The organism is Pigmentiphaga sp., assembly GCF_019689535.1.
GTDB lineage: Bacteria > Pseudomonadota > Gammaproteobacteria > Burkholderiales > Burkholderiaceae_B > Pigmentiphaga.
The window spans coordinates 1-23,479 of the sequence record NZ_JADGHH010000035.1; the positions used below are offsets into that span (position 1 = coordinate 1).

The window sequence follows — 23,479 nt, forward strand, 5'->3', positions numbered from 1 at the left end:
TTGCGTTGGGGCTTGGCTGCCGGCGCTTGATCTGCATCAACCGCCCAGGAACGCACCATGGCGCAGCGCGCTTCATCCGTGGCAGGATAAAAATAATAAATATTTTCAACTACCCGGAGTGTGTCGGCATGGGACGTGACACCTGCAGCATCCTGCTTGCCAGCGACCTGAGCGCATGTGGCGACCGAGCCCTGGATCGGGCCATCGACATTGCGCGCCGGCGCCGATGTAAGCTGATCGTGCTGCACGTGGTCGAGGAGCCGTCCTTTGCCGAGCGGCTCCGGTCGCCCGAGAGCCGGGATGCCGAGCTGCAGGCCGCGGAACGGCTGTTGCTGGATACCGTGGGCGAGGTCGACGTGCCGATGGAGCTGATCGTCGAGACCGGTCACCCGGTCGAGGTGATCGAGCGCACGGCTCGCTTGCGCCAATGTGACTTGATCGTGACGGGTTCGGGCCGCAATGGCGGGCTGGGCCGGCTGCTGTTGGGTTCCACGGCCGAGCGGTTGGCGCGCACGGCGGCGCTGCCCATCCTGATCGTGAGAAAGCGCCCGCACCGCCCATACCAGCGCGTGCTCGGCGCGACCGATTTTTCCGAAGGGTCGCGCCAGGCCCTGAACGCGGCCCGCGTGTTTTTCCCGGATGCGCAGCTGACGCTGCTCCATGCCTATCCGATGCTCAAGGCCGATCCGGACCCGGCGGAGATCGAGGCCGCGCAGGGGCAGGCGCAGCGCGCCGGAGACGCGTTCGTGTCGCGTCATTTCGCGCGGGGCGGCGCGGCGCCGAAGCTGGTCCTGGAGCGCGGGTTGCCCGAGCGCGTGGTGCCGGATTACGTCGCCCGCCATCCGACGGACCTGCTGGTGGTGGGCACGCACGGCCTGACGGGGCTGCTGCGCACGGCGATGGGCAGCGTGGCCGAACGGCTCATCCAGCTCTCGCCTTGCGACGCCTTGGTCGTCAGGACGGTGCCGGTCGAGCCGCTTGCCTAGCGCCGCGGCGGGAAGGGGGCGGTATTGCAACTGCGAATAAGTCGCATTTGTGATATCGTAGCGATCTCTTAGTCTCGCCACACGATTCCTTCGAATGAGTGCCACCTTGCATTGGAATGCGCCAGCCTCGACCGGGCTGCGCGTTGGAGCAGGCGCCGCGGTGGTCCTCTTGCACGCTGCGGTGGTCGGCGCGATCTTCGCGGCGCAGCCCGATCAGCACGTGGTCGAGCCGGTCGAAACAATAGAGGTACGGTTCGTCGAAATCGCTCCCCAGGTGCAGGTGGCGACGGCGCCGCCCGCACCCACGCCTCCTGCTCCCGAACCCGAGCCGGCGCCCCGGCCCGTGCCCGAACCGCCCAAGCCCAAACCCAAGCCTAAGCCCAAGCCTGCGAAGCCGGTTCCGAAGCAGGAGATCAAGCAGCCGCCCCCAGAGCCGCTGCCTCCGTCCGAAACCGCGTTGACGACGCAGCCGGCGCCCGAGCCCGAGCCGACTCCGGCCGCAGAGCCGGCGCCCGTGGCGGATCCGGCACCCGCGCCGGTGGCTTCCTCCGAGCCGCCTTCCGGCAAGCCAGAGGCTTCCGACCGCTCGGCGTCGCCGCAGGCGCCGGTTTCCAACGAACCCAAGCTCGTCGGCCGCATCGAGTACCTCGGGCCACCGCCGATGCCGGAGTATCCGCGCGCGTCCCGCCGCCTGGGCGAGGAAGGCAAGGTGCTGGTGCGCCTGCTGATCAATGCGCGCGGCCTGGTGGATCAGGCCACGCTGGAGAAATCCTCGGGCTTTCGCCGGCTGGACGATGCCGCGCTGGAGGCCGCCAAGCGTGGACGTTTTAAACCCTATACGGAGAATGGCGTAGCGATGGCTGCCATCGCCATCGTGCCGTTCGATTTCACACTCAGGAACTGACATGACCGAGACCCCTAGCCTGGGCTTTGCGCACTTCATCTCCCAGACCGATGGCCTGGGCAAGGCGCTGTTCATCATTCTGGTGCTGATGTCCCTCGCGACTTGGTACCTGATCATCGTCAAGGCCGTTTCGAACATGCGCTCGCGGCGACGCGGCGAAAAGTTCCTCGAGCATTTCTGGAACGCGACTTCGCTCGAGGCCGTGGATCGCGAAATCACGACGCACGGGGCGAACGATCCGTTCTCGCACCTGACCAGCCACGCAATCTATGCCCGCCAGCATCACGCCAAGTTCGGCGCCGCCAAGCTCGAGGAGGCGGGTTCGCAGGCAGATTTCGTCACGCGCACCATGCGCAAGGTCATCGACGAGGAAACGGCCAAGCTCGAGAACGGCCTGACCCTGCTCGCATCGGTCGGATCGACCGCGCCGTTCGTCGGCCTGTTTGGCACGGTCTGGGGCGTCTATCACGCGCTGGTGGCCATCGGCCAGGGCGGCAGCGCCACGATCGACCGGATCGCGGGCCCCGTGGGCGAAGCGCTGATCATGACCGGCCTGGGCCTGGCGGTGGCCATTCCCGCGGTGCTGGCCTACAACTTCTTCACGCGCAGCAATCGCGTGCTGCTGGCCCGCCTGGATGCGTTCGCCCACGACTTGTTCGCGTTCCTGACCACCGGCCAGCAGATCGTGACCGACAGCAACGTGCGTGCGCTCAAGGGCAAGGCCGCCGAGACCGTGCACGGGTAAAGGGAGTCATCCATGGCTTTTGGCAGTTTCAACGGCGGCGCGGGCAGCGGGGCGCCGCAGTCCGAGATCAACATGGTGCCGCTCATCGACGTGATGCTGGTGCTGCTGGTGATCTTCATCATTACGGCGCCGCTGCTTTCGCATGCGGTGCGCATCGATGTGCCGCAGGCGACTTCCTCCCCCGTCGATGCCGATCCGGCCAAGATCGACCTGGCGATCGACGCCGAGGGCAAGGTTTACTGGAACGACTCACCGATCGCCCTGGAGGACCTGGCCGCGCGCTTTGCCACCGTCGCGAAGGACGAACCCCAGCCCGAGCTGCACCTGCGCGCGGACAAGGCCACGCGCTATGAAGTCTTGGCGCAGGTCATGGCCGATGCGTCGCGCGCCGGGCTAAAGCGCATCGGTTTTGTTAGCACGCCCGAAGCGGCGGCTCCCAGCCCGGCCCGTTAGGGCCGTTCCGGGGCCGGCCCGGTCCCCTGCCGCCGGCCGCGGCGCACTGCGGCTGCCGGCACGCTGGCGGGCCCTCGCTGGCATTCGCCCGCGCATGGGTTTACGCTAGCGATTTTTCCGCTTCATTGCGCCGCACCCGTGCCGGCGCTTTTCCCTCATGCGTGTATTGGTCATCGAAGACGACGCCACCCTCGGCGGTGCGCTGTCTGAGTTCCTGGGCGACCAGGGGTATGCCGTCGATCTCGTTTCCAGCGGGGAGCGTGGCTCGGCGGCGCTCGCCAGCCAAGCCTACGACCTCGTACTGCTCGATTTGAACCTCCCCGGCGAAGACGGCCTGACCGTCCTGCGCCGCCTGCGCGCGAACGAAAATCCTGTCCCGGTACTCATCCTGACGGCGCGCGATGCCCTGGAAGACCGGGTGGCTGGCCTGGATGCGGGCGCGGACGACTACGTCACCAAGCCTTTCGAGCTGCCAGAGCTGGCGGCCCGGGTGCGGGCGCAGATCCGGCGCCGGACCGGGCTCGCCAACCCCGTCATGGAGGTCGGTCCGCTGAGTTTCGACACCGTGGGCCGGGAGCTGCGCGTCAATGGCGAAAGGATTGCCCTGTCGGTGCGCGAGCTGTCCGTGCTCGAGATGCTCATGGCGCGCGCCGGGCGGGTCGTGACCAAACGCCAGATCGTCAACTCGCTGTCGGCCTGGGATGCGGACTTCAGCGAAAATGCGGTCGAGGTCTACATCTATCGCCTGCGCAAACGCCTCGAGAAATCGGGCGTGAGCATTCAGACAGTGCGCGGGTTCGGATACCTGCTCGAACCCGATGCCGCAGCGCGTTGAAGCCCAGCCCGCAGTCCGCAAGCCTGCCCTGCACCGGCGTTCGCTGGCCTGGCACTTGCTGGTGCGGCTCTTGCCCGCGGTGCTCGCGCTGGCAACAGTGGACATCGTCGTCACCTTTGCCCTGACGCACAAGCTCAACACCCAGTCGCACGACCGCGCGCTGATCAACACCACCCGGGCCCTGGCGCGCCAGGTGGTCCTGACGCCCCACGGACCGCAACTTGACCCATCCTGGAACAGCACGCGCTTTCTGACCCCAGACCCGGACGAGCGCACGTATTTCCGCATCAGCGTCGACGGCGCAGTCATCGCCGGCACCGCGGCATTGCCTGCCGCGCCGAGCTTCGAGGAGCGGGAGAGTGCGGAGGCCGAGCCCGGGGCGCTGCTGTCCCTGGCGGACGCCATCGACCGGGCGGTGCCGACGCTCTACGATTCCGTGGTGGAGGGGTTGCCCGTGCGCGCGGCGGCGCTGCATTTCACGGCCGACGGTTACTTGGTGGAAGTCACCATGGCCGAGACGCTCAACACGCGCACCCGTTTCATTGAGGAGATCATCTCTGCACTGGTGGCCGGGCAGTTGCTGCTGATCACCTTGCTCGGCTTCGTGATCGTGACGGCCGTACGCTCGGGCCTGGAGTCGGTGAGCAAGCTGTCGGACGAAATCGAGAGTCGCAGCATCGATGACCTGCAACCCATCGCCGGCGAAGACGTCCCCGCCGAGTTGACACCGCTGATCGCCAAGATCAACTCGCTCCTGGCGCGGCTGGACGAAGCCGTGGCGGCGCAGCGCCGCTTCATCGGCCATGCGGCACACCAGCTGCGCACGCCGCTGAGCGGGCTGAAGCTGGAATGCGAGCTGATGCTCTCGCGCCCGCTGCCGGACGACGTGCGCCAGCGCGCCGAGCGCATCAAGGGCGTCGCGAACCGCATGATACGGGTGGGAGAGCAATTGCTGGTGCTGGCGCGCATCGATGCCAGCGCGCGTCCGCGCGATGCGTTCACGCGGCTGGACCTGACCGAGATCACGCGCGAATGCGGCGCCTACTGGATCCCGGCCGCGCGCCAGGCGCAGATCGACATCGTGCTGATCGCGCCGGACGAACCGGTGTGGGTGGACGGCGATGCCGTGCTGCTGGAGCAGATGCTGGGCAATCTGATCGACAATGCCATTCGCTACCATGGCCGCGGCCCGGGGCAGATCGTATTGCGTGTGAACGATGCACCCCCGACCCTGATCGTGGAAGACGATGGCCCGGGGATCGCGCCGGAAGACCGCAAGCGCGTGTTCGACGCGTTTTATCGGGCCAAGAATGCGATCGCGGGCGGTTCCGGACTGGGGCTGGCCATCGTGAAAGAGATTGCAGAGGCCCATGGCGCGCATTGGGATTTGCGCAGCCGGCCCGATTTCGCCGGGACGCGCATCAGCCTCGTGTTCCCGGGGCCCCGCATCGGCGCGCACCTAAGCCGCATGCGCAAGCGCCCGGCCGCGCCCGACTGGTGACGCGCGCTGGGCGCAGTCAGCGGATGACGGCGGTCTTGAAATAGGGCACGGCGATGCCGACCAGGCGCTCCATCGGGCCTGCCAGCACGCCGAGCGTGAGCGCGAGCAGCAACAGGCCCGCCAGCAGGGTGACGGCGAACCCGAGGTTGAAGATATTGAGCTGCGGCGCGCTGCGAGAGACGAAGCCCAGCGCGATGTTGATGGACAGCACCGCTGCCAGCACGGGCAACGCGATTTGTACGCCTCCGGCAAACACGATGGCGCCCAGGTTCGCCAGGCGCAGCCAGTCCAGGTTGTCGAGGGGATGGGGCGTGACCGGGATGATGCGGAAGCTCTCGCCGAGCGTGAGCAGCAGCGTCAAATGGCCGTCCGTGGCGAGGAAGGCCAGCATGGCCACCATCATCAGGAACGTCGCCAGCAGGGGCGAGGGCGCGCCGCGCTGCGGATCCAGGAAGGACGCGAACCCCAAGCCCATCTGCAGTCCGATCAGGTCCCCCGCCAGTTCGAACGCCGCGAACACGGCTCGCAGGCCGAACCCCATGGCGGCGCCGACGATGATTTGCTGCAGGAGCAGCAGCATGCCCGTGCCCGAGAAGGCGTCCACCGCCGCCGCGGGCGTGGCGGGCGCGACCAGCAGCGAGATGAGGAAGGCGAGGCCGATCTTCACGCGTTGCGGCACGGCGCGATGACCAAATACAGGCGCCGTCTGGACGAGCGCCAGCGTGCGCACGAATGGCCACAGCAGCGCGGCGATGGCGGCATGGACCTCGGCTTCGGTGAAACTGATCATGCGGGTTGGCCCGGGCGCGCGCTAGCCCAGCATGAAGGGGATGTTTTCGAACAGGCGGCGGATGTAGTCGGTCATCATGGACAGCATCCAAGGGCCGGCGATCAAGGCCGCCGCGAAGATCGCGACCAGCTTGGGCACGAATGACAGCGTCATCTCGTTGATCTGGGTGGCGGCCTGCAGCACGCTGATGACAAGGCCTACCACCAGCGCCGACAGCAAGAGCGGCGCCGCGAGGTAAATGGCGATTTGCACCGCTTCCTGGGCCAAGGTCAGAATTCCGGCGGTGTCGTTCAAGACGGATCTCCTGGGGATGGGGCGTGGGCATCGCACCCGGGGCGGCGCATCATCCGAAACTTCCCACCAGGCTGCCGATCAGCAAATTCCAGCCATCGGCGAGCACGAACAGCATCAGCTTGAAGGGCAGCGAGATCAGCACGGGCGACAGCATCATCATCCCCATGGACATCAGCACGCTGGAGACCACCAAGTCGATGACGAGAAAGGGCAGGAAGATCATGAACCCGATCTGGAAGGCCGTCTTGAGCTCACTGGTGACGAAGGCCGGCACCACGATGCGCAGCGGAATCTCGGAGGCGTCCGAGACAGGCTTGGCATCGGCCAGGCGCATGAAGAGGGCCAGGTCGGATTCGCGCGTCTGCTTGAGCATGAAGTCCTTCAGAGGTGCCTGCGCCCGGTCGAGGGCCTGGGGGAAATCGATCTCTTTGCGGTCGAAGGGCAGGTAGGCTTCTTCATAGACGCGGTCGAACGTGGGCGTCATGATGAAGAAGGTCGTGAATAGCGCCAGGCCGATCAGCACCATGTTGGGTGGCGAGCCCTGCAGGCCGAGCGCGCTGCGCAACAACGACAGCACGATGATGATGCGCGTGAAGCCGGTCATCATCAGCAGGACGGCGGGCAAGAAGCTCAACGCCGACAGCACGATCAGCGTTTGCAGCGACAAGGACCACGTCGTGCCGCCCCCGGGCGCAGGGCTGCTGGTCAAGGCGGGAATGCCGGCCTCTTGCGCGAAGGCCGGGCCGGCCATGCCGAGCAGGCACATCAGGGCAAGCGCGCCCAGCACGGCCGGCGCGCGCATCCATGCCGGGCTGCACGCCCGCGTGCGTAGCAGGCGCGCGCAAGGCGCATGTGCCGAAAGCCAGCAGAAGTCGGAAATGCGGGTCATGGCTTGCCGAAGCGGGCGAGGAGGGCGCGGAAATCCGGCACCGAGGGCGGCGCCGCGCTGGGGGCGGGCGGCGCGGCTTCGTCGGCGCGCGGCAAGACGGCAAGCGGACGCACGTGACCGGAGGAGACGCCTGCCACGATCCATTGGTCGCCCACTTCGATCAGGACCACGCGCTCGCGCGGGCCCACCATGAGCTGGCCACGCAGCTTCAGGTGCGCAGCGGCGCCCGCGTGCGGACGCTGCAGGCGCCGCAGCAGCCACGCGCAGGCGAGGATCAACCCCAGGACCGCGACCAGGGCCAGCAGCGTTTGCAGCGCGGAGCCGGTAGAGGGCATGGCGTATCAGCGGTTGAGGCGGCGGAGCCGTTCGGAAGGCGTGACGATGTCCGTCAGCCGGATGCCGAACTTGTCATTGACGACCACCACTTCGCCTTGGGCGATCAGGCAGCCGTTGACGAGCACGTCCATGGGCTCGCCGGCCAGGCCGTCGAGCTCCACCACGGACCCCTGCGCCAGTTGCAGGATTTGCTTGATCGGTATGCGGGTGCGTCCCAGTTCCACGGTCAGGGTGACCGGGATGTCCATGATGATTTCGATGTCGTTGACCGTCTTGGGCGAGCTGCCCGCGTCGGTGAACTGTTCGAACAATTCATCCGCCGGCCGCACCGTGCCGCTCGCGCCGGCCTGGGACTGCTCGGCCAGCGCAGCCGCCCAGTCGTCGTCGACACTGGCGGACGACGGCTCGGGGATGTGTTCAGGATCCGCTTCCATGTTCATCTCCTAGATTGTTTTCCGATTGCAGGGTGGCCAGCACCTTGCCGATGCGGATCGCGTACTGTCCGTTGCTGACGCCGATCTTGCAGTCGAAGATGGGTATGCCGTCTACATAGGCCGGTAGCGTGGGGGCGATGTCGATCGGGATCACGTCCCCTTTCTGCATGTTCAGGATGTCGCGCAGCGTCAGCTCGGTCTGCGCCAGGTTGACCACCATCTCGACGTCGGCCAGCTGGATCTGCTTGGACAGCATGCGCAGCCAGCGCTTGTCCGGCTCCATCTGGTCGCCTTGGACGGGGCTGTACAGCGCATCGCGGATCGGTTCCACCGATGCGTACGGAAAACAGATGTGCAGGTCGCCGCCCGAGTTGCCGAACTCGATGGAGAACGTGGAACAAACGACGATCTCGGACGGCGTGGCGATATTGGCGAACTGCGTGTGCATTTCGGCCCGCTGGTACTCGAAATGCATGGGATGGACCGCGGCCCAGGCCCGGGCATACTCGTCGAGCACCACGGCCAGCATGCGCTGGATGATGCGCTGCTCGGTGGGCGTGAAGTCGCGCCCTTCGACGCGCGTGTGGAAACGTCCGTCTCCGCCGAACAGGTTGTCGATGACCGAAAACACCAGGCGCGGTTCGAAGATGAAGAGCGCATTGCCCCGCAAGGGCTTGAGCGAGACGATGTTCAGGTTGGTCGGGACGACGATGTTGCGCAGGAACTCGCTGTACTTGACCAGGCGCACCGGCCCCACGGAGACCTCGGGATTGCGGCGCAGGAAATTGAACAGCCCTACGCGCAGCAGGCGCCCGAAGCGGTCGTGGATGATTTCCAGCGACGGCATGCGGCCGCGGACGATGCGCTCCTGCTTGGCGAGGTTGTAGGGGCGTATGCCGCCCGCAGGCTCTTCTTCCTGCGGCAGATCGTCCGGCTCGCCCGTCACGCCCCGCAGCAGCGCATCGACTTCGTCTTGCGATAGAAACTCACCGGCCATCGTGGGCGCTCCGGGCGGCGTCGGAAATAGGCGTCATCGGCATCACGGCGCGATGCGGTTACTGGATCACGAAGTTGGAGAAATGCGCAGCGTAGACGCTGTTGCGGAACTCCGGTGCGATGTACTTGCGGGCGATGTCCACGATCTGGGCTGCCAGCGCCTGCTTGCCTTTGAGCGTGAGCAGCTCGGCCGCGCCCTTGGACGTGAGCAGCATCAGGATCTCGCTGCGCACGGGCGGGACGACGGCCGAGAGCGCGGCGCCCGCCTTGGCATCGCCCACTTCGATGATGACGCCGACCTGCGCGAAGCGGTCGTGGTCGCGCTCGTTCAGGTTGGCCGTGAACATTTCCAGCGGCACGAACACGTGCTTGGATGGATTCGACGATGCCACGGCCCGCTCGATGGTTGGATCCTGGGCGGCCGGACGCGGGCCCGCGTAGGCGTAGGTTTCGAAATCGGCCAGCTGCTTGTTGTGGATCAGCAGCACCGCGACCATGCTCGCGATGACGATCAGCAGAATGAGTCCTGCCAGCACGAAGGGCCAGGTTCTGGTGCGTTTGACAGGGGCGACGGCCTCGGCCATGAACTACATCTCCGGATGTCTGGGTGAAGGGCAGCAGGCTGCCCCAAGCTGGATTATCTAGAAAAGAAAAAACGGCTATCCGTGGAACAGCAGGGGAAATCGCGCGTTTAATGGATGGACGTGGCGCTGGCGCTTCGGTCCGGGCACGAAATCGCGGCGGGCCCCCGCCCCTGGCCGCATGGGCCTACGCGTAGAGATCCACCATGCGGTTTGTCGACGCGATATGCACGCTGCGCGCCGGGCCGGCCGGTGGCGCGCCGGAAGCGGATGTTTCGTGCGCCTCTGTGGCCGAGGTGTCATGGGACGCTCGCGCATCCGCGCCGCGCTCGCCGAACTGTTGCGCTGCCATGAAGCCGCTCTGCCGCTCGCTGCCCACCGACGCCTGGCCCAGGCTCAGGCCGCCCGCGGCCAGCGCCTCTTTTAGGCCAGCGATCGAATTCTCCAGCGCCTGGCGGGTCGATTCGTGATTGCTGCCGAACACGACGTTGGCCACGTCTCCGTCCAGCCGCAGATGGATGGTGATGGGGCCGAGCGCTTCGGGATCGACGCGCAGCTGCGCGGTTTGTAGGCCGCCCCCGGCCATCCAGCGCAGCGCGGTGTCGATGCGCTCCTGCAGTGCGCCGGGGTGCAGCGGTGCCGGCGCACCCGGCACCGTCGGTGCCTCGCCCCGCGGCGCAACGTGCTGCGCGGACGGGTGGGTGTTGCCCGCTACAGGCACCGTGGCCGTTTCCTGCAGCACCTCTGCCTTGGGCGCGGCCGGGGCGGGCACCCCCTCTTGCGCAGGCAGGACCGGGGCGGCAGCCGGCGTCGCTCGGCCGGAGGCCCCCGCGCCCGCCTCGGCGCGTGCCATGCCGGGGCCGGGCGCATCGTCGGCCGCCGCGGGCAAGACAAGCCGGGACGGTCTCATGGCGACGCCCGCAGCGGCACCGGGCTGGGCAGGTCCGGCTTCGGCCTGTGGTGCCTTGCCGCCCGCGGTGGCCTGCATGGCGTCCGCGGCCGCATCGACGGCAAGCCCGGGGCCGGCCTCGTCGGGAGGCAAGGCCGTGCCGGGCCTGGGTGGGGCGACCGGCGCCGCGGGCGGGTTGACGTAGGCCGCCCACGGCGTGGGCCAGGGCAGGCCCGGCCCCGGATTCTGTGCCACGAGGGCGATCTCTTCCGCGGCCTCGGTTTCGCCCGCGTCGCCCGCAGCGGGCGCGCCGGGATGCATCGCGCCGTCGCCCAAGGGGCGTTCCAGCGACGCTTCGGCCGCTTCGAGCTGGCGGCTGAAATGCTCTTCGCCGCGCGCGGAGGCCGGGGCGGGCGAAGGCAGGGCGACCGGCAGGGCCGAGGTGGCGACGGGCAGGGCCGAGGTGGCGACGGGCAGGGCGTTCATAGGGCGTATCCCGTGGGCGAGCCGAAACTGCGGCGGTTGGCGAATTCGTCGATCTGCTTCTGTATGCGCTTGGCTTCCGTCGCCTGCTGGCGCTGTGCTTCGCGCTGGGCGAGGATTTCCAGGGACTTGCACTTGCGCTCTTCTTCGAAGAAAGCTGCGCGGGCGGCGTTCATGTGCTCGGCGCAGCGCGCGACTTCGCGCGCCTGCTGCTCGACCGCGTCGGTCAGTTGCTGGATGAAGCGCGCATAGTTGCCGACCAGTGTTCCATCCAGGCCTATGCCCGCCTGGTTGCGCATGCGCGACTCATAATCGGCCCGGTAGTTTTCGATCAACACCAGGCGCTCGCGGGCGCGGGAGTGCGCCGCGGCAGCTTGGGCGAACTCCTGGGCGGCGCGGTTCTTGCGGGCTTCGGCCAGTTCGATCAGCGTAGAGAGAGTGGTCGGTGACGTCATGTCGGGCCCCTGGGGCGGGTCAGGCGCCGCCGCCGAATTGTTCGGCGATGGCGGTCATCAGGGTCAGGCTTTCGGCGAACGTGGCGCGCGCCTGCATGTCCTGCTGCAGGAAGCGGCTGATGCTGTCGTACGCAGCGATGGCCTGGTCGAGTTCTGGGTCGGTGCCGGGAACGTAGGCACCGACCTGGATGAGGTCGCGCGAGCGCTGGTAGCGCGAGAAGAGTTTCTTGAGCGTGCGCGCGTGGCGCTGCTGCTCCGCGCTGACGATGTTGTGCATGGCGCGCGAGATCGACTGTTCCACGTCGATGGCCGGGTAATGGCCGGTGTCGGCCAGCGCGCGGTTGAGCACGATGTGGCCGTCCAGGATGGCGCGGGCCGAATCGGCGATCGGGTCTTGCTGGTCGTCGCCCTCGGTGAGGACGGTGTAGAAGGCCGTGATGGATCCCGATCCGTGCGTGCCGTTGCCGGCGCGTTCCACCAGCGCCGGCAGCTTGGCGAACACGGAGGGCGGATACCCCTTGGTGGCCGGCGGCTCCCCGATGGCAAGCGCGATCTCCCGCTGCGCCATGGCATAGCGGGTGAGCGAGTCCATGATCAGCAGCACGTTCTTGCCCTGGTCCCGGAAATGTTCGGCCAGCACCGTGGCGTAGGCCGCGCCTTGCAGCCGCATCAGCGGTGCGGCGTCGGCCGGCGCGGCAACCACCACGGAGCGTGCCAGGCCCTCTGGGCCCAGGATCTGGTCGATGAATTCCTTGACCTCGCGCCCGCGTTCGCCGATCAGCCCCACCACGGTCACGTCGGCTTCGGTATAGCGGGCCATCATGCCGAGCAGCACGCTCTTTCCCACGCCCGATCCGGCGAACAGGCCCATGCGCTGCCCTCGCCCGACGGTGAGCATCGCGTTGATGGCGCGCACGCCCACGTCCAGCGGCCGTTCGATGGGCTGGCGCTCGATGGGGTTGACCGGGCGCGCGGCAAGCGGTGCGCGCTGGACTGAGGCGATGGGGCCGAGGCGGTCTAGCGGCCGGCCGGCGCCGTCGACCACGCGCCCGAGCAGCGCGTCGCCCACGGGCAGGTGCTTGGTGAGCTCCTCGGGTGCGCCCTCGTCGAGGTCTTCGTTGGCGGGATACGCCGGCGCGGGACGCCTGAGCTCGAGCGGCATGACGAGCGAGCCCGCCGTCAGTCCATGGATTTCGGTGGAGGGCATGAGGAACAGGCGCTCGCCGTTGAAGCCGACGACTTCGGCCTCCACGGCGCGTTCTTCTCCCTGGACGATCCGGCAGGTGCTGCCGACCGGCAGCTTCAGCCCCGTGGCTTCCATGACCAGCCCGGCCACGCGGGTCAGGCGGCCGGCCGCCGCGATGGGCGCGGCCGTGCGCACGCGTGCAGTGCAGCGGTCGAGGAACCTGGCGAGGCGGGCGGCCCGATCATGCATCGTGACCGCTCCAGGGCGCATCCTGGCCCAGGGCCGCGAGCGTGCGTTTCCAGCGGGTGGGCAGGGTGGCGTCGATGTCGGACTGGTGCGTGACGACGCGGCAGCCGCCGGCCTCGATGCCAGCGTCTTCGAGGATCTTCCATTGTCCGAGCTCGAGCTCTTCGCCCAAATGGGCGCGCACCAGCTGCACGTCCGAAGGGTGTAGCAGCAACTGCTTGCCGGTTTCGCCGCCCACGAGCTGGTTGAAGGCGTCGCGCACCACGGCCAGTACCACGGTGTTGTCCACCGAGAGTTCGTGCTTGACCACCTGGCGCGCGATATCCACGGCCAGCGTCACGAGGCGCGGGGCGAGCTCGTGCTCGAAGCGCGCGAAGACCTCCGACGCAGACTGCGCGATGGCCTGCAGCCTGTCGGCTTCTTTCCTGGCGGCGGCCGTGCCGTGGTCGTAACCGGCTGCATAGCCTTCGTCGAAGGCGGCGGTCTTGATGCGCTCGATCTCGGCCGGGTCTACGGCAGGCGCCAGCGGCTCGGCGGGCGCCTGCACGGGAGCCTCTGAGGCGGGCTCGGGCTGCGCAGCGGCTGCGCGTGCGGCGTCGGCCGCAGCAGCCGCTGCTGCTTCGCGTTCGCGGCGCTCGGCTTCCTGCTGCGCGGCGAGCAGCGCGCGCTGGATGGCGAGCTTTTCCTCGGCGGTCTGGGGGCGGCGCCGGGCACCGGCCTGCAGCGAGTCGCTGGGGAAGGGCTGCGGCCGCCAGACCGGCAGGTGGCGGGCCTCTTCTGCGCGGAGAATGCGTCGGGGCGGCGCCATGGTTTCAGACATATTGATCCTCGCCAATGCCGTTCACCGCCAAGTCGCCGGACTCGGCCAGCCGACGTGCAATCTTGAGGATCTCTTTTTGTTGGGCTTCGACTTCGGACAGCTTGACGGGGCCGCGCGCCTCCAGGTCTTCGCGCAACTGCTGCGCGGCGCGCGAGGGCATGCAGCGGAACACCTTGGCACGCAGCTCGGCGCTCGCGCCCTTGAGCGCAAGCACGAGCGATTCGGGCGTGACTTCGCGCAGCAGCAGCTGCATGCCGCGGTCGTCGGCATCGATGAGGTTCTCGAACGTGAACATCTCGTCGATGATGCGCTGGGCGAGGTCCGCATCGACCTGCTTGACGACGGAGAGAATCTGGTGCTCCGACGTCGAGCCGACGTAGTTCAGGATTTCCGCCGCGGTCTTGATGCCGCCCAGCTTGCGGCGCTTGATCTGCTCATTGCCGGAGAGCATCTTGAGCAGTACGTCGTTCAGCTCGCGCAGGGCCGAGGGCTGGATGCCGTCCAGCGTCGCCACCCGCAGCAGCACGTCGGCCCGCACGCGCTCGGGCAGGTGGTTGACCACTGCAGCCGACTGGTCGGCTTCGAGGTGGACCAATATGGAGGCGATGATCTGCGGATGCTCGTGCCGGATGAGGTCAGCGACGCTGGCCGGATCCATCCACTTGAGGCTTTCGATGCCAGAGGTGTCGCCGGTGTGCAGGATGCGGTCGAGCAGGAAGCCCGCCTTGTCGGCACCCAGGGCCTTGGTCAGCACGCTGCGCAGGTAGGCGTCGGCATCGGCGCCCAGGCCCGTGTGCGCGCTGATGTCTTCCTCGAAGCGCTGGATCACCTTGTCCATGGCCTCGCGGGCGATGCCCTGCATGCCGGCCATGGCCGTGCCCAGCTTCTGCACTTCGCGCGGCGACAAATACTTGAGCACCTCCGCCGCCTCTTCCTCGCCCAGGCTCAGGAGCAGGATGGCGCCGTCGTTGACGCCTGTTTCGGTATCCATAGTGACTGCGTTCGTCATGTCAGCATGCGCGCGGCGAAGGCGCGCCGGCTCGCGATCGGTATGAAGGGGGCGGCTGCATCCGGGCTCCCGCGGCGATCAGGCTTGTGCATCATTGACCCACTGGCGGATGACGTTGGCGACGATCTGAGGGTTCTCGCGCGCAAAGCGGCGCACGCGCTCGAGCGGGTCTTCGGGCTGGTCGTCCTCGGCCGGCGCGGTCGGCCCGGCAGCGGCGGGGTCGAGGCCCGCGAAGGCCGGGGCCGCCGGCTCGGCCGGCGCCGTGAGCTGCTTGATGGCCGGGCGGATCACGCCGATGATGAGGTAGAGCACCGCGAGTGCCAGCACCAGCGCCACGCCGATGTCGCGCGTCAGGTCGATGAATTCGGCCTGTTGCCAGAACGCCGGTTCGGGGGCGGGCTCGCCGGCCGCCTCGTTGAAGGGAATGTTGATGACGGAGATGGAGTCGCGGCGCTGCGGATCGAAGCCCACGGCTTCGCTTACCAAGGCCTTGATTTGCGCCAGCTCCGCCTCGCTGAGGGGCGTCGCGACGGCCTCGCCCTTGACCACGCTGGTGCGGTGGTTGACCACCACGGCCGCCGAGAGGCGCTTGATGCGGCCTACCGGTTCGCGCACGTAGCGCACGGTCTTGTCCAGCTCGTAATTCGTGGTGTCGGCGCGCTTGAGGTGTTGCGCCGACTGCGGAGGCGCGCCCGGCGCTGGCGGGTTGGTGGGTGCACCGCCCGTGGTCGGGGCGACGGCCACGCCGGGCGGCGTGTTGCTGAGCGAGCCCGGCACGCCGCCGTCGAGGCCGGTTGCCGGCTCGCGCGACTCCGAGCTCTGGCGGCTGCGGATCGCGGCCTGGTCCGGCGAGCCACCGTTCGGGCGGTAGATTTCGTCGGTTTGCTCCTGGCGGCTGAAATCGAGGTCGATCGCTACCTGCGCGCGCACGTTCTGCGCGCCGACGATGGGCGAGATCAGCTCGGCGATGCGACGCGTGTACTGCCGCTCCAGGGTGCGCAGGTATTCGAGCTGCGTGGCATCCAGTCCGTTCGGGTCGGCGTCGTTGGCCGACAGCAGCGTGCCGGTCTGGTCGACCACGCTGACCGCGCCCGGCGCGAGGTCGGGCACCGAGGAAGACACCAGGTGCACGATGCCGGCCACCTGGTGGCGTTCGAGCACGCGGCCGGGCAGCATCTGCACCAGTACCGAGGCGGAGGGTCGATTCTGTTCGCGCACGAAGATGCTGGGCTTGGGGATGGCCAGGTGGACGCGGGCGCTCTTGACCGTGCCCAGGCTTTGAATGGAGCGCGCCAGCTCGCCTTCGAGCGCGCGCTGGTAATTGACCTGCTCCTGGAACTGGGTCAGGCCCAGCCGGCCGTTGTCCATCAGCTCGAAGCCGACGTTGCCCGCGCGCGGCAGGCCTTGCGAGGCCAGCCGCAGCCGCACTTCGTGCACTTGGTCTGGCGGCACTAGGATGGCGCTGCCGCCGTCGGCAACGCGGTAGGGGATTTTCTGCTGCTGCAGGGCGGCGATGATGGCGCCGCCGTCTTGGTCGGAAAGGCCGCTGAAGAGGACGCGGTACTCGGGCGCGCGGTTCCACAGCAGCGCGGCGATGACGATCGCGACGAGCATTGGAATGCCCGCGAGCAGGGCCAGCCTATGGCGCGTGGGCAATCTGCCATACGCCTCCAGGAGCCTGTTGTGGGGCGCCTCGGCGGCGGGCGGGTTCTGCGTGTCGTCGGACATTGAGTGAAGCGGATTCGAATGCAAAAAAGAAGCCGGGCCGCCCTGGCGGGCGCCCGCCCATTCTCCGGCTTGTATTATTTGGTGGAGAGTGTCACGGCCAAGGGGAGAATAGGCGGCATTTGCCCCGGTACTTCGCGGGCTGGGAAATGGCGGCCGGGGCTATCATCCGGCAGTCAGCCACCATGGATATGCAGATGGACCGGATTCCCCTCGTGCCGGCCGCCACCGCGGCCCAGGAACAGCCAGGCATGGCGCGCGCTGCGCAGATGCTGGCGAGGCCCGACTCGCTCATGGCGGGCGGTTCGGCGGCGCCGGCCACGGGTTCGTTCTCCAATGTGCTGGTCGACGCCATCCAGAGCGTGCACCGTGCCCAGAGCGAAGCCACGGCCTTGCAGAAGGCCTACCAACAGGGCGATCCCGAGGTCGGCCTCGAAGCCACCATGATCGCGATGAACCAGGCCAGCCTGTCCTTCCAGATGCTGGCGCAGGCACGCAATCGCGTCATCGCCGCCTATAACGAAATCATGAACATGCCGGTCTGAGCCGCGCTCCCCTGGCGCAGCGTCGCCGGCAGCCTGCCGTCCAGTTACGGTCGCACCGGGTTCCGCACGGCCGGCACGCCGCCCGCTCAACCTGGCGTTCCCGACGGTTTCATGCGCCGCGCGGCGGCTTCGTCCTGCTTGTAGACCCAGGCCAGCACTTCGGCCACCGCCGCGTAGAGCGACGGCGGGATGCGGGCGTCCAGGTCCACCTTCATCAGCAGGTCGATCAGTTCGCGCGAGCTATGGACGAACACGCCCGCTTCCTTGGCGCGGCGGAGGATTTCCTCGGCGATCAAGCCGCTACCCTTGGCCACCACCACGGGCGTCTTGCGTTCCTTTTCATAGCGCAGTGCGACGGCGAGGCTGCGCTTGGGATCCTCTTCGTGGCGAGGGGTGGCGTCTTCGGGTGTGCTCATGAGCGTGCGGGGGAGCGGGAGGTGGCAGCGATGCGCAGGTCCGACATGCGCAGCCCCTGGCTGTCCAGCGCCTGCTGCAGCTCGAGCCCGCCCGCCGTCAGCTGCGCCTCTACCTCGCGCAGGCGCTGGCCGCGCAGGGACTTGGTGTCGGGCCGTATCGTCACGCGCGCATCGATGCCAGACAGGGACACGTCGACCTCGAGCTTGCCCAGGTGGGGTGTCTCCACCTGAACGCGCACGCGCCAGGCGAGCGGCAGGTCCGGGTCGTGGCGGCTTTCGGCGTCGGGTTCGATCTCGAGCTTGAAGGGGCGCTCGCCCCACGCGCCTTCGAGTAGCAGGCGGCCGCTCGCCAGCAGCGCGATCTGGTCCTGGACCAGCGGCCGCACGTCGGGCGGAATGGCCGCCAGGGCGGCCTGCAGGCCCTTGGCGGCGTTCTGTTCGGGCGTCGTCGCGGGCTGGGGCGCCGGCGCGGGGACGGCTGCATCTAGCGTGGGCCGGGGTTGCGGGCCGGGCGAGAACGCGGCCTGCGGTTCGGCGCGCAAGGCTTCCAGCGAGCGCCGGCCTTCGCGCCATTCCTGCAGGTGCGACTCATAGAACAGGCCCGAGTGCTCGACGGCCTGCTGCATCTGGTGGGCCGCGGCGGTGGGTGGCGTGCCGGCCGGGATGTGCAAGGAGGCGAGCGGCACGCCGCGCTGCAGGCCGCCGCCCTCGCTGACCAGCGCGAAGAGCAGGCGGGCCGAGCCGCTCAACTGGATGCGTGCATCGCCGGTCGTGGTCTTGAGCTCGGCCAGCGCCGGCAACGGGACGGGGGCGATGCCGCGCGTGGCCGAGGCAGTGCCGGGGCGGTCGGCCTTGCTGCCCGTGGCCGGTGCAACGTTCGATCCCGCATCCCGGCCGCCGCGCGCTTCGCGTTCGCCTGCGCCGCGCGGCCCGGCCTTGTCTATTCCTTGCAGGAAGGTAGCGTCGTCCAGCAGGCGCAGGATGACGCTGGCGCCGACGCGCAAGGGCTGGCGGGTGTTGACGAGATAGGGCTTGCCGCCGATGTCGACCAGCGCCTCGCTGGCGCTGTGGGCCTGGAGCACGGTGGCGCGCACCAAGCCGTGCGGCAGGTTGCCGCCGGACTGCCGCGCGCCGGAAACGTTGAGCAGCCGCGCCAGGATGGCTTCGCGCGCTTGCTCGCGGTAATGCTCCCAGCTCTGCACCGGCGTGATGCCGGTGATCGCTTGCACTTGCCGGCTATCGACCAACCCGGTCTCCCGCCGCCGTCCGCAAGGGAGGCGTATCGGGCGCGAGGCGGTGTGCCGGCGCAGCTGCGGGATGGGAGCCGGGCGACATGCTCGCGCAGGTCAACGGAAGGGCGAGTACGTGAAATGCCGCTGCCGGTTCGGCCGCAGGATTTGTTCCAGCTCCTTCATCCAAGGCTGGGCCAGGTCGCGGATGGCGGCATCGTCGGCCAGCACCTGCTGGATCAGCGCAATGCAACCCTCGCGCTCGGCCTTGGGCAGCGACTCGGTGCCGGGCGTGGACAGCTGCCGCACGTAGTCCGTGCGACGCGCGCACTCGGCTTCGTAGGACGCGACTTCGTCCCAATCCCCGCGCCGTGCCGCCGCCAGCATGGCCGAGCTCAGCTCAGCCAGTTCCATGTAGGCTTGGCGCAGCGCGGAGCAGGTCGTGGCGGAACATTCGTCCGAGGAGCAGGGCGGCGCGGGTGGAGTGACCATGTTCGGAGTCTCCGTGTGGGCTCAGGCAGCGGCCTGCGCCTTGGGTTCGATGGATGCCCAGGCCTCGCGCAAGCCGTCGAGCAAGCGGGCGATCTCTTCCAGGGCCGCGGCATCGTTGTCGATGCCGGCCTGCAGCGCGCGTCGGAACATGTAATCGTACAGCGCGTCGAGCTGGCCGGCGATCTCGCCGCCGGCCTTGTGGTCGAGGCTGGCACGCAGGCCTTCGTCGATGATGCGCGTGGCGCGCGACATGGCCTGCGCCTTGCCGACGGCATCGCCGGACTCGATGCAGCCCTGGGCGCGCCGCAGTGCAGCGAGGGCGCCATCGTACAACATCAGTATGAGCGCGTGCGGGCTCGAGGTCGAGACCCCGGTTTCCACGCCCACGCTGACATAGGCGCTGGCGCCGAAGCTTGCGAATCCAGACACGGCTTTCTCCTAATCCTTCATGACGAACGCAGGTTCTTGAGCGCTTCGAGCTGCTGCGTCAGGTAGCTGGCCGTGCTGTTCATCTGCGCGAGCAGGGTGTCGAGCGCCGAGAACTGCGCGCGGTACCGGGCTTCGATCTGCTCGAGCCGCTTGCTGAGCTGTTCCTGTTGGGTCTGCAGCGACTTGGTCGAGGCATTCAGGCCGTCCAGGCGCGAATCGATCAGGCCGTCGGATTCGACCATGGCATCGAGTTGGGCCTGGAAGCGCGCGGTGATGCTGCGCCCTTCGCCATAGGCTTCGTCGTCGAACAGCCGGGCGACGGCGCCAGCATCGGTGGCCATGGCCTTCTCGAAGCGGGTGGCATCGAGCTTGAGCGTGCCGTCGGACTGGAAGCTCACGCCCAGCGACGCCAGGGACGTGTACGCGCCCGTGGCGCCCTGCACCGGGCTGAAGATCTCGTTCCGGATGCGGGTCATCACGTCGCGCGTCAGGCTATCGGCGGCGAGAGGCCCGGCAGTGCCGGACTCGCCCTTGGAGGCGCCCGGCGTGTTGACGGCCAGCGCATTCACCGTGGAGAGCAGCTTGTTATAGGCGTCCACCATGGACTGCAGCGCGCTGCGGGCCTTGGAGGCGTCGTCCTTGACCGTGATGGTGGTGGTGCCCTCCTTGGCCAGGGTGAGCGTGACGCCTTCGAGCGCCGTGCTGACGCTGTTGCGCGCGCTCGTCATCACGATGCCGTCGATCTTGAATTCCGCGTCGGCCGCGTGCTGCAGCCGGCTCATCTGGGCCGCGCCGCCGGCGCTGTAGTCAGGCGCGCTGGCCGGATCGTAATCGAGGAAGGAAAGGGCCTGCCCGTCGCTGCCGGCATCGCCCTGGGTCGTGATCCTGAAGGCATGCCCGGCGCCCGTTTCCTTGGCCGTCAGCACGAGCCGGGCGCCCGTGCCGTCATGGATGATCGTGGCGGTGACGCCGGCCTCGGCCGCGTTGATGGCGTCGCGCACGCCTTCCAGGGTGTTCTTGCCGGCTTCGATGGTGACGGTCTTGGCCTCGCCTTCGCCGGGAATGAATTCGCCGTTTTCCACGCTGCCGAAGGTGAAGGTGATGGCGCCGGCCTGCACCTGCGCCGTGCTGCTTTCCAGCCCGGCGCTTACGGCTTTCTCGGCCTGGGCGAGCGAAACGACCTCGAGCGCGTACGTACCCTTGGTGGCGGCGTTCGTCGCCGTGGCGGTTGCGACGTCCGAGGCCGAGGAGCCTGCGCCCGCGCCGTTGAACTTGTCTGGCGTCAGTCCCTTGACCGCGTCGCGCAGCGAGGAAATGGCGCTGCGCAGCTGGCCGTAGGCCGAAATCTTGGACTGGATGCTGACTTCCTGCGTCTGCAGCTTGGCCAGCGGCACCGATTCGGCCGCCATGAGGTTGGACAGCAGGGTCGTCAGGTCGAGGCCTGAACCGATGCCGAGGGCAGATCCTACGCTTGCCACGATGGACTCCTAGGGAACGACGGGGCGCCGCTCAGGCCTTGCGGCTGAGCAGCACGCCCTCCAGTTTGTCGAGCGAACGGGCGAGGGCCAGGGCCTCTTCCGAGGGAATCTGGCGGATGACGTCTTGCGTGTCGCCGTCGATGATCTTCACGACCACGGTGCCGCTGTCTTCATCGATGCTGAAGGTCAGGTTGCGGCTGGCCAGCGGGATGTACTGGTTGAAGTGATCGACGGCAGCCTGCAGGGATTCCAGGTCTGGCACCTGGGAGGTGGCGGGCAGCGTCGGATCAGCGTCCTTGGCCGCGCCGCGCGGCGATACCTGGGCGACGGGCAAGAGCGCCGCGCCCATGCTGGGGCGGGTATCTGCCGGGTTGCCGAGGGCGGAAATGCTCATGAGGACTCCGGGGCGTAGGCGGCGAAGCGCCGGCGCAATCAATGACTATGCCTGGGTTATCGGGGGAAAGCGGCGGAACTTGAGGGCGGCGTGCGCCGGCCGGCGAAAAAAAAGCCCGCCTTGGCAAGGCGGGCCCGACGGACGGCCGGGCGGCCGTCCTGGGGAGGCGTCGATCAGCCGCGCAGCAGCGTCAGGACGTTGTTCGGCAGCGAGTTGGCCTGGGCCAGCATTGCCGTACCGGCCTGCTGCAGGATCTGGGCGCGGGTCAGCGCCGCGGTCTCGGCGGCGAAGTCGGCGTCCAGGATGCGGCTGCGGGAGGCCGAGAGGTTCTCGGACGTGGTTTGCAGGCTGGAGACGACGGAGCTGAAGCGGTTCTGGATGGCACCGAGGTCGGCGCGGGCGTTGTTGATCGTCGTCAAGGCTGCATCCAGGGCCGTCAACGCGTTCTCGGCGCCTGCGGCCGTAGAGATGTCGACGGCGCTCAGTGCAGTACCGGTTTGTGTGATGGCAGTATCGGCGATGGTGAGCGCGCCGGTGGCGGAGAAATTACCCGTCACTCCAGTCGGGGCGACGTACGTAATGTCCAGCTTTCCGCCATACGTGTCTTCAGCCGCGAGCCCCAAATGGGTGAGCGTGGCTCCGGTGCCTGCATCGGCAAAGTTATCGATGGTGATGTTGCGCCCATCGGCAGCTTCAAGGGCGACGCCGTTGCCGGTGTCGACTGCACGCACTCCGGTGACGGCAGACTGGGCGTTGATCGCCGCAACGGTGTTCTCGCGGTTGGCCGTGGCATTCGCGCCAACCGCAACGTTGATTTGCAAGCCGTTCAATTCGAACGAGACGGTACCCGCGGTGACCGCGCCGACGGCCGTGCTCTGGTCCGCAGCCGCAACCTTCGTGGCGTTGGCCTTCGCGGTCAGGCCGGCAATGCCGCCGCTGTTCAGCATGTCGGCCAGGGCCTTGGCGTCGTTGGCTACGTTGCCGGTCACGGAGCCTGCACTGCCGAAGGTGAACGTTTGAGAGGCCACGGTATCGTCAGCGGTGGCCGAGAGATCCACGGTCGTGATGATGCCGTTGAACTTGCCTAGCGCGGATGCGCTGGCGTTCGCGATATTCTCGATCGAGATGGTTTGCCCTTTGTTGGCGCCGACCTGGAACTGCTTGGCAGTGAACGTGCCATCCAACAGCTTAGTGCCGTTGAATTCCGTGTCCTTGGCAACGCGGTCGATTTCGGAGATCAGCTGCGCGACTTCCTTTTGCAGGGCGGCGCGGTCTTCGGCCGAGTTCGTGGCGTTGGCCGACTGCACGGCCAGCTCGCGGATGCGCTGCAGGTTGTTGCCGATCTGCGAGAGCGCGCCTTCGGCCGTCTGCGCCAACGAGATGCCGTCGTTGGCGTTGCGCATGGCCTGGTTCAGGCCGTTGATCTGGGTGGTCATGCGCTCGGAGATGGCGAGGCCGGCCGCGTCGTCCTTGGCGCTGTTGATGCGCAGGCCGGTGGAGAGGCGCTGCAGTGCGGTGTTGACCGCGTTCTGCGAGCTGGTCAGGTTGCGCTGCGCGTTGAGCGAAGCAATGTTGGTGTTGATGACTTGTGCCATGACTGAGCTCCCTGAGGGTGAGTCATTCCTAGGTTCCGGGCCGGGGCCCGCCAAATGCATCTGCGGCCGGAGGTCCTTCCGCAATTGCCTCTTGGCCTGGCCGGCGGACGGGGACGGTGGTGCCGCATCGCCGGCGCTCGCTTGCGTCATGCAAGCGCGGCCGCGTTGAGGCAGTTAACGGGGGAGGGGAAGCGAAACTTTAGGCAGGAAGGGCGGGGAAACGAAAAAAAATACCGCTAAAGTTTCGGCGAATCCGTCCGACATGGCGCCGCTGCTCGCAGCCCTGGATGCGGTGAACGGGAGGGGCGTCGTGCTGGACGCAGGGGAGGCGGGCGCCTTGAATG

The 23,479-nt window shown here is 67.8% G+C and carries 26 protein-coding genes and 2 pseudogenes; 8 read left to right on the plus strand and 20 right to left on the minus strand.

Features of this window, described 5'->3' with window-relative positions; genetic code table 11:
- The first annotated feature begins 128 nt into the window (after window positions 1-128).
- The 7 genes and pseudogenes from IRZ12_RS04945 to IRZ12_RS04975 all read left to right on the plus strand — a co-directional run.
- Window positions 129-986, plus strand: a complete 858-nt coding sequence (locus IRZ12_RS04945) for a universal stress protein (RefSeq protein WP_296464992.1) — start codon at window positions 129-131, stop codon at window positions 984-986.
- 94 nt (window positions 987-1,080) lie between these two features.
- Entirely contained in the window at window positions 1,081-1,890 is an 810-nt protein-coding gene (locus IRZ12_RS04950; protein WP_296464995.1) for an energy transducer TonB, read from the plus strand.
- Window position 1,891: 1 nt separating this feature from the next.
- Complete coding sequence (locus IRZ12_RS04955) at window positions 1,892-2,635, plus strand: MotA/TolQ/ExbB proton channel family protein (protein WP_296465001.1); 744 nt, start codon at window positions 1,892-1,894, stop codon at window positions 2,633-2,635.
- Window positions 2,636-2,647: 12 nt separating this feature from the next.
- Window positions 2,648-3,088 (plus strand): biopolymer transporter ExbD, encoded by a 441-nt coding sequence (locus IRZ12_RS04960; RefSeq protein ID WP_296465004.1) that lies wholly within the window; start codon window positions 2,648-2,650, stop codon window positions 3,086-3,088.
- A gap of 157 nt (window positions 3,089-3,245) precedes the next feature.
- Window positions 3,246-3,923 carry a response regulator transcription factor gene (locus tag IRZ12_RS04965; RefSeq protein WP_296465007.1) on the plus strand — a complete coding sequence of 226 codons (678 nt, stop codon included), beginning with the start codon at window positions 3,246-3,248 and terminating at the stop codon, window positions 3,921-3,923.
- Window positions 3,907-4,464 (plus strand): annotated as a pseudogene (locus tag IRZ12_RS04970) (sensor histidine kinase N-terminal domain-containing protein); the annotation flags it as partial. The gene IRZ12_RS04965 and the pseudogene IRZ12_RS04970, both read left to right, overlap by 17 nt.
- Before the next feature lie 21 nt (window positions 4,465-4,485).
- Window positions 4,486-5,424: pseudogene (locus tag IRZ12_RS04975) on the plus strand (sensor histidine kinase); the annotation flags it as partial.
- Window positions 5,425-5,440: 16 nt separating this feature from the next.
- Here the strand turns inward: IRZ12_RS04975 and fliR are convergent.
- From fliR to fliF, 13 genes are all read right to left on the minus strand, one after another.
- Entirely contained in the window at window positions 5,441-6,214 is a 774-nt protein-coding gene (fliR, locus tag IRZ12_RS04980) for a flagellar biosynthetic protein FliR (RefSeq protein ID WP_296465009.1), read from the minus strand.
- Window positions 6,215-6,235: 21 nt separating this feature from the next.
- Complete coding sequence (fliQ, locus tag IRZ12_RS04985) at window positions 6,236-6,508, minus strand: flagellar biosynthesis protein FliQ (RefSeq protein WP_296465013.1); 273 nt, start codon at window positions 6,506-6,508, stop codon at window positions 6,236-6,238.
- A 49-nt stretch (window positions 6,509-6,557) separates the two neighbouring features.
- Window positions 6,558-7,310: a flagellar type III secretion system pore protein FliP gene (gene fliP / locus IRZ12_RS04990; RefSeq protein ID WP_296465071.1), complete on the minus strand. Its 753-nt coding sequence runs from the start codon at window positions 7,308-7,310 to the stop codon at window positions 6,558-6,560.
- 83 nt (window positions 7,311-7,393) lie between these two features.
- Window positions 7,394-7,732 (minus strand): flagellar biosynthetic protein FliO, encoded by a 339-nt coding sequence (gene fliO / locus IRZ12_RS04995; RefSeq protein ID WP_296465016.1) that lies wholly within the window; start codon window positions 7,730-7,732, stop codon window positions 7,394-7,396.
- A 6-nt stretch (window positions 7,733-7,738) separates the two neighbouring features.
- Window positions 7,739-8,167: a flagellar motor switch protein FliN gene (fliN, locus tag IRZ12_RS05000; protein WP_296465019.1), complete on the minus strand. Its 429-nt coding sequence runs from the start codon at window positions 8,165-8,167 to the stop codon at window positions 7,739-7,741.
- Window positions 8,151-9,164, minus strand: a complete 1,014-nt coding sequence (fliM, locus tag IRZ12_RS05005; protein ID WP_296465022.1) for a flagellar motor switch protein FliM — start codon at window positions 9,162-9,164, stop codon at window positions 8,151-8,153. Before fliM ends, fliN begins: the two co-directional genes overlap by 17 nt.
- Window positions 9,165-9,222: 58 nt before the next feature.
- Window positions 9,223-9,747: a flagellar basal body-associated FliL family protein gene (locus IRZ12_RS05010; RefSeq protein ID WP_296465025.1), complete on the minus strand. Its 525-nt coding sequence runs from the start codon at window positions 9,745-9,747 to the stop codon at window positions 9,223-9,225.
- A gap of 184 nt (window positions 9,748-9,931) precedes the next feature.
- Window positions 9,932-11,119, minus strand: coding sequence for a flagellar hook-length control protein FliK (locus IRZ12_RS05015; protein WP_296465030.1), 1,188 nt, complete (start codon window positions 11,117-11,119; stop codon window positions 9,932-9,934).
- Window positions 11,116-11,571, minus strand: a complete 456-nt coding sequence (gene fliJ / locus IRZ12_RS05020; RefSeq protein ID WP_296465032.1) for a flagellar export protein FliJ — start codon at window positions 11,569-11,571, stop codon at window positions 11,116-11,118. Before fliJ ends, IRZ12_RS05015 begins: the two co-directional genes overlap by 4 nt.
- Before the next feature lie 19 nt (window positions 11,572-11,590).
- Entirely contained in the window at window positions 11,591-13,006 is a 1,416-nt protein-coding gene (gene fliI, locus IRZ12_RS05025; protein WP_296465034.1) for a flagellar protein export ATPase FliI, read from the minus strand.
- Window positions 12,999-13,823: a flagellar assembly protein FliH gene (locus IRZ12_RS05030; RefSeq protein ID WP_296465037.1), complete on the minus strand. Its 825-nt coding sequence runs from the start codon at window positions 13,821-13,823 to the stop codon at window positions 12,999-13,001. Before IRZ12_RS05030 ends, fliI begins: the two co-directional genes overlap by 8 nt.
- Window positions 13,816-14,814 (minus strand): flagellar motor switch protein FliG, encoded by a 999-nt coding sequence (gene fliG, locus IRZ12_RS05035; RefSeq protein ID WP_296465041.1) that lies wholly within the window; start codon window positions 14,812-14,814, stop codon window positions 13,816-13,818. Before fliG ends, IRZ12_RS05030 begins: the two co-directional genes overlap by 8 nt.
- 96 nt (window positions 14,815-14,910) lie before the next feature.
- Complete coding sequence (fliF, locus tag IRZ12_RS05040) at window positions 14,911-16,560, minus strand: flagellar basal-body MS-ring/collar protein FliF (protein WP_296465044.1); 1,650 nt, start codon at window positions 16,558-16,560, stop codon at window positions 14,911-14,913.
- Between the two features lie 194 nt (window positions 16,561-16,754).
- Here fliF and fliE point away from each other — a divergent pair, with 194 nt between their 5' ends.
- Window positions 16,755-17,102 carry a flagellar hook-basal body complex protein FliE gene (gene fliE, locus IRZ12_RS05045; RefSeq protein WP_296465047.1) on the plus strand — a complete coding sequence of 116 codons (348 nt, stop codon included), beginning with the start codon at window positions 16,755-16,757 and terminating at the stop codon, window positions 17,100-17,102.
- Window positions 17,103-17,188: 86 nt separating this feature from the next.
- On the opposite strand, the gene IRZ12_RS05050 is transcribed toward fliE, so the two are convergent.
- The 7 genes from IRZ12_RS05050 to IRZ12_RS05080 all read right to left on the minus strand — a co-directional run bounded on the left by IRZ12_RS05050 (window position 17,189) and on the right by IRZ12_RS05080 (window position 23,135).
- Complete coding sequence (locus IRZ12_RS05050; RefSeq protein ID WP_296465050.1) at window positions 17,189-17,518, minus strand: EscU/YscU/HrcU family type III secretion system export apparatus switch protein; 330 nt, start codon at window positions 17,516-17,518, stop codon at window positions 17,189-17,191.
- The gene (locus IRZ12_RS05055) at window positions 17,515-18,747 is read right to left on the minus strand and encodes a flagellar hook-length control protein FliK (RefSeq protein ID WP_296465053.1); all 1,233 of its coding nucleotides are present in this window, start codon (window positions 18,745-18,747) and stop codon (window positions 17,515-17,517) included. Before IRZ12_RS05055 ends, IRZ12_RS05050 begins: the two co-directional genes overlap by 4 nt.
- Before the next feature lie 117 nt (window positions 18,748-18,864).
- Window positions 18,865-19,239, minus strand: coding sequence for a flagellar protein FliT (locus IRZ12_RS05060; RefSeq protein ID WP_296465055.1), 375 nt, complete (start codon window positions 19,237-19,239; stop codon window positions 18,865-18,867).
- Between the two features lie 21 nt (window positions 19,240-19,260).
- Complete coding sequence (fliS, locus tag IRZ12_RS05065) at window positions 19,261-19,668, minus strand: flagellar export chaperone FliS (protein WP_296465060.1); 408 nt, start codon at window positions 19,666-19,668, stop codon at window positions 19,261-19,263.
- Between the two features lie 17 nt (window positions 19,669-19,685).
- Window positions 19,686-21,146, minus strand: a complete 1,461-nt coding sequence (gene fliD, locus IRZ12_RS05070) for a flagellar filament capping protein FliD (protein ID WP_296465063.1) — start codon at window positions 21,144-21,146, stop codon at window positions 19,686-19,688.
- 31 nt (window positions 21,147-21,177) lie between these two features.
- Window positions 21,178-21,540: a flagellar protein FlaG gene (locus IRZ12_RS05075; protein WP_296465065.1), complete on the minus strand. Its 363-nt coding sequence runs from the start codon at window positions 21,538-21,540 to the stop codon at window positions 21,178-21,180.
- A 173-nt stretch (window positions 21,541-21,713) separates the two neighbouring features.
- A complete protein-coding gene (locus IRZ12_RS05080) occupies window positions 21,714-23,135 on the minus strand; it encodes a flagellin (RefSeq protein WP_296465069.1) in 1,422 nt (473 codons plus the stop codon).
- Window positions 23,136-23,479 lie beyond the last annotated feature (344 nt).

Coding starts and splice junctions, on each gene's coding strand:
- IRZ12_RS05030 (WP_296465037.1), bottom strand. CDS start 13,823: ATGTCTGAAACCATGGCGCCGCCCCGACGCATTCTCCGCGCAGAAGAG.
- fliI (WP_296465034.1), bottom strand. CDS start 13,006: ATGCATGATCGGGCCGCCCGCCTCGCCAGGTTCCTCGACCGCTGCACT.
- IRZ12_RS04945 (WP_296464992.1), top strand. CDS start 129: ATGGGACGTGACACCTGCAGCATCCTGCTTGCCAGCGACCTGAGCGCA.
- IRZ12_RS05080 (WP_296465069.1), bottom strand. CDS start 23,135: ATGGCACAAGTCATCAACACCAACATTGCTTCGCTCAACGCGCAGCGC.
- fliF (WP_296465044.1), bottom strand. CDS start 16,560: ATGTCCGACGACACGCAGAACCCGCCCGCCGCCGAGGCGCCCCACAAC.
- IRZ12_RS04950 (WP_296464995.1), top strand. CDS start 1,081: ATGAGTGCCACCTTGCATTGGAATGCGCCAGCCTCGACCGGGCTGCGC.
- fliJ (WP_296465032.1), bottom strand. CDS start 11,571: ATGACGTCACCGACCACTCTCTCTACGCTGATCGAACTGGCCGAAGCC.
- IRZ12_RS05075 (WP_296465065.1), bottom strand. CDS start 21,540: ATGAGCATTTCCGCCCTCGGCAACCCGGCAGATACCCGCCCCAGCATG.
- fliN (WP_296465019.1), bottom strand. CDS start 8,167: ATGGAAGCGGATCCTGAACACATCCCCGAGCCGTCGTCCGCCAGTGTC.
- fliG (WP_296465041.1), bottom strand. CDS start 14,814: ATGGATACCGAAACAGGCGTCAACGACGGCGCCATCCTGCTCCTGAGC.
- fliR (WP_296465009.1), bottom strand. CDS start 6,214: ATGATCAGTTTCACCGAAGCCGAGGTCCATGCCGCCATCGCCGCGCTG.
- IRZ12_RS05050 (WP_296465050.1), bottom strand. CDS start 17,518: ATGAGCACACCCGAAGACGCCACCCCTCGCCACGAAGAGGATCCCAAG.
- IRZ12_RS05010 (WP_296465025.1), bottom strand. CDS start 9,747: ATGGCCGAGGCCGTCGCCCCTGTCAAACGCACCAGAACCTGGCCCTTC.
- IRZ12_RS05015 (WP_296465030.1), bottom strand. CDS start 11,119: ATGAACGCCCTGCCCGTCGCCACCTCGGCCCTGCCCGTCGCCACCTCG.
- fliP (WP_296465071.1), bottom strand. CDS start 7,310: ATGCGCGCGCCGGCCGTGCTGGGCGCGCTTGCCCTGATGTGCCTGCTC.
- IRZ12_RS05060 (WP_296465055.1), bottom strand. CDS start 19,239: ATGGTCACTCCACCCGCGCCGCCCTGCTCCTCGGACGAATGTTCCGCC.
- fliM (WP_296465022.1), bottom strand. CDS start 9,164: ATGGCCGGTGAGTTTCTATCGCAAGACGAAGTCGATGCGCTGCTGCGG.
- IRZ12_RS04965 (WP_296465007.1), top strand. CDS start 3,246: ATGCGTGTATTGGTCATCGAAGACGACGCCACCCTCGGCGGTGCGCTG.
- fliE (WP_296465047.1), top strand. CDS start 16,755: ATGGACCGGATTCCCCTCGTGCCGGCCGCCACCGCGGCCCAGGAACAG.
- fliO (WP_296465016.1), bottom strand. CDS start 7,732: ATGCCCTCTACCGGCTCCGCGCTGCAAACGCTGCTGGCCCTGGTCGCG.
- IRZ12_RS04955 (WP_296465001.1), top strand. CDS start 1,892: ATGACCGAGACCCCTAGCCTGGGCTTTGCGCACTTCATCTCCCAGACC.
- IRZ12_RS04960 (WP_296465004.1), top strand. CDS start 2,648: ATGGCTTTTGGCAGTTTCAACGGCGGCGCGGGCAGCGGGGCGCCGCAG.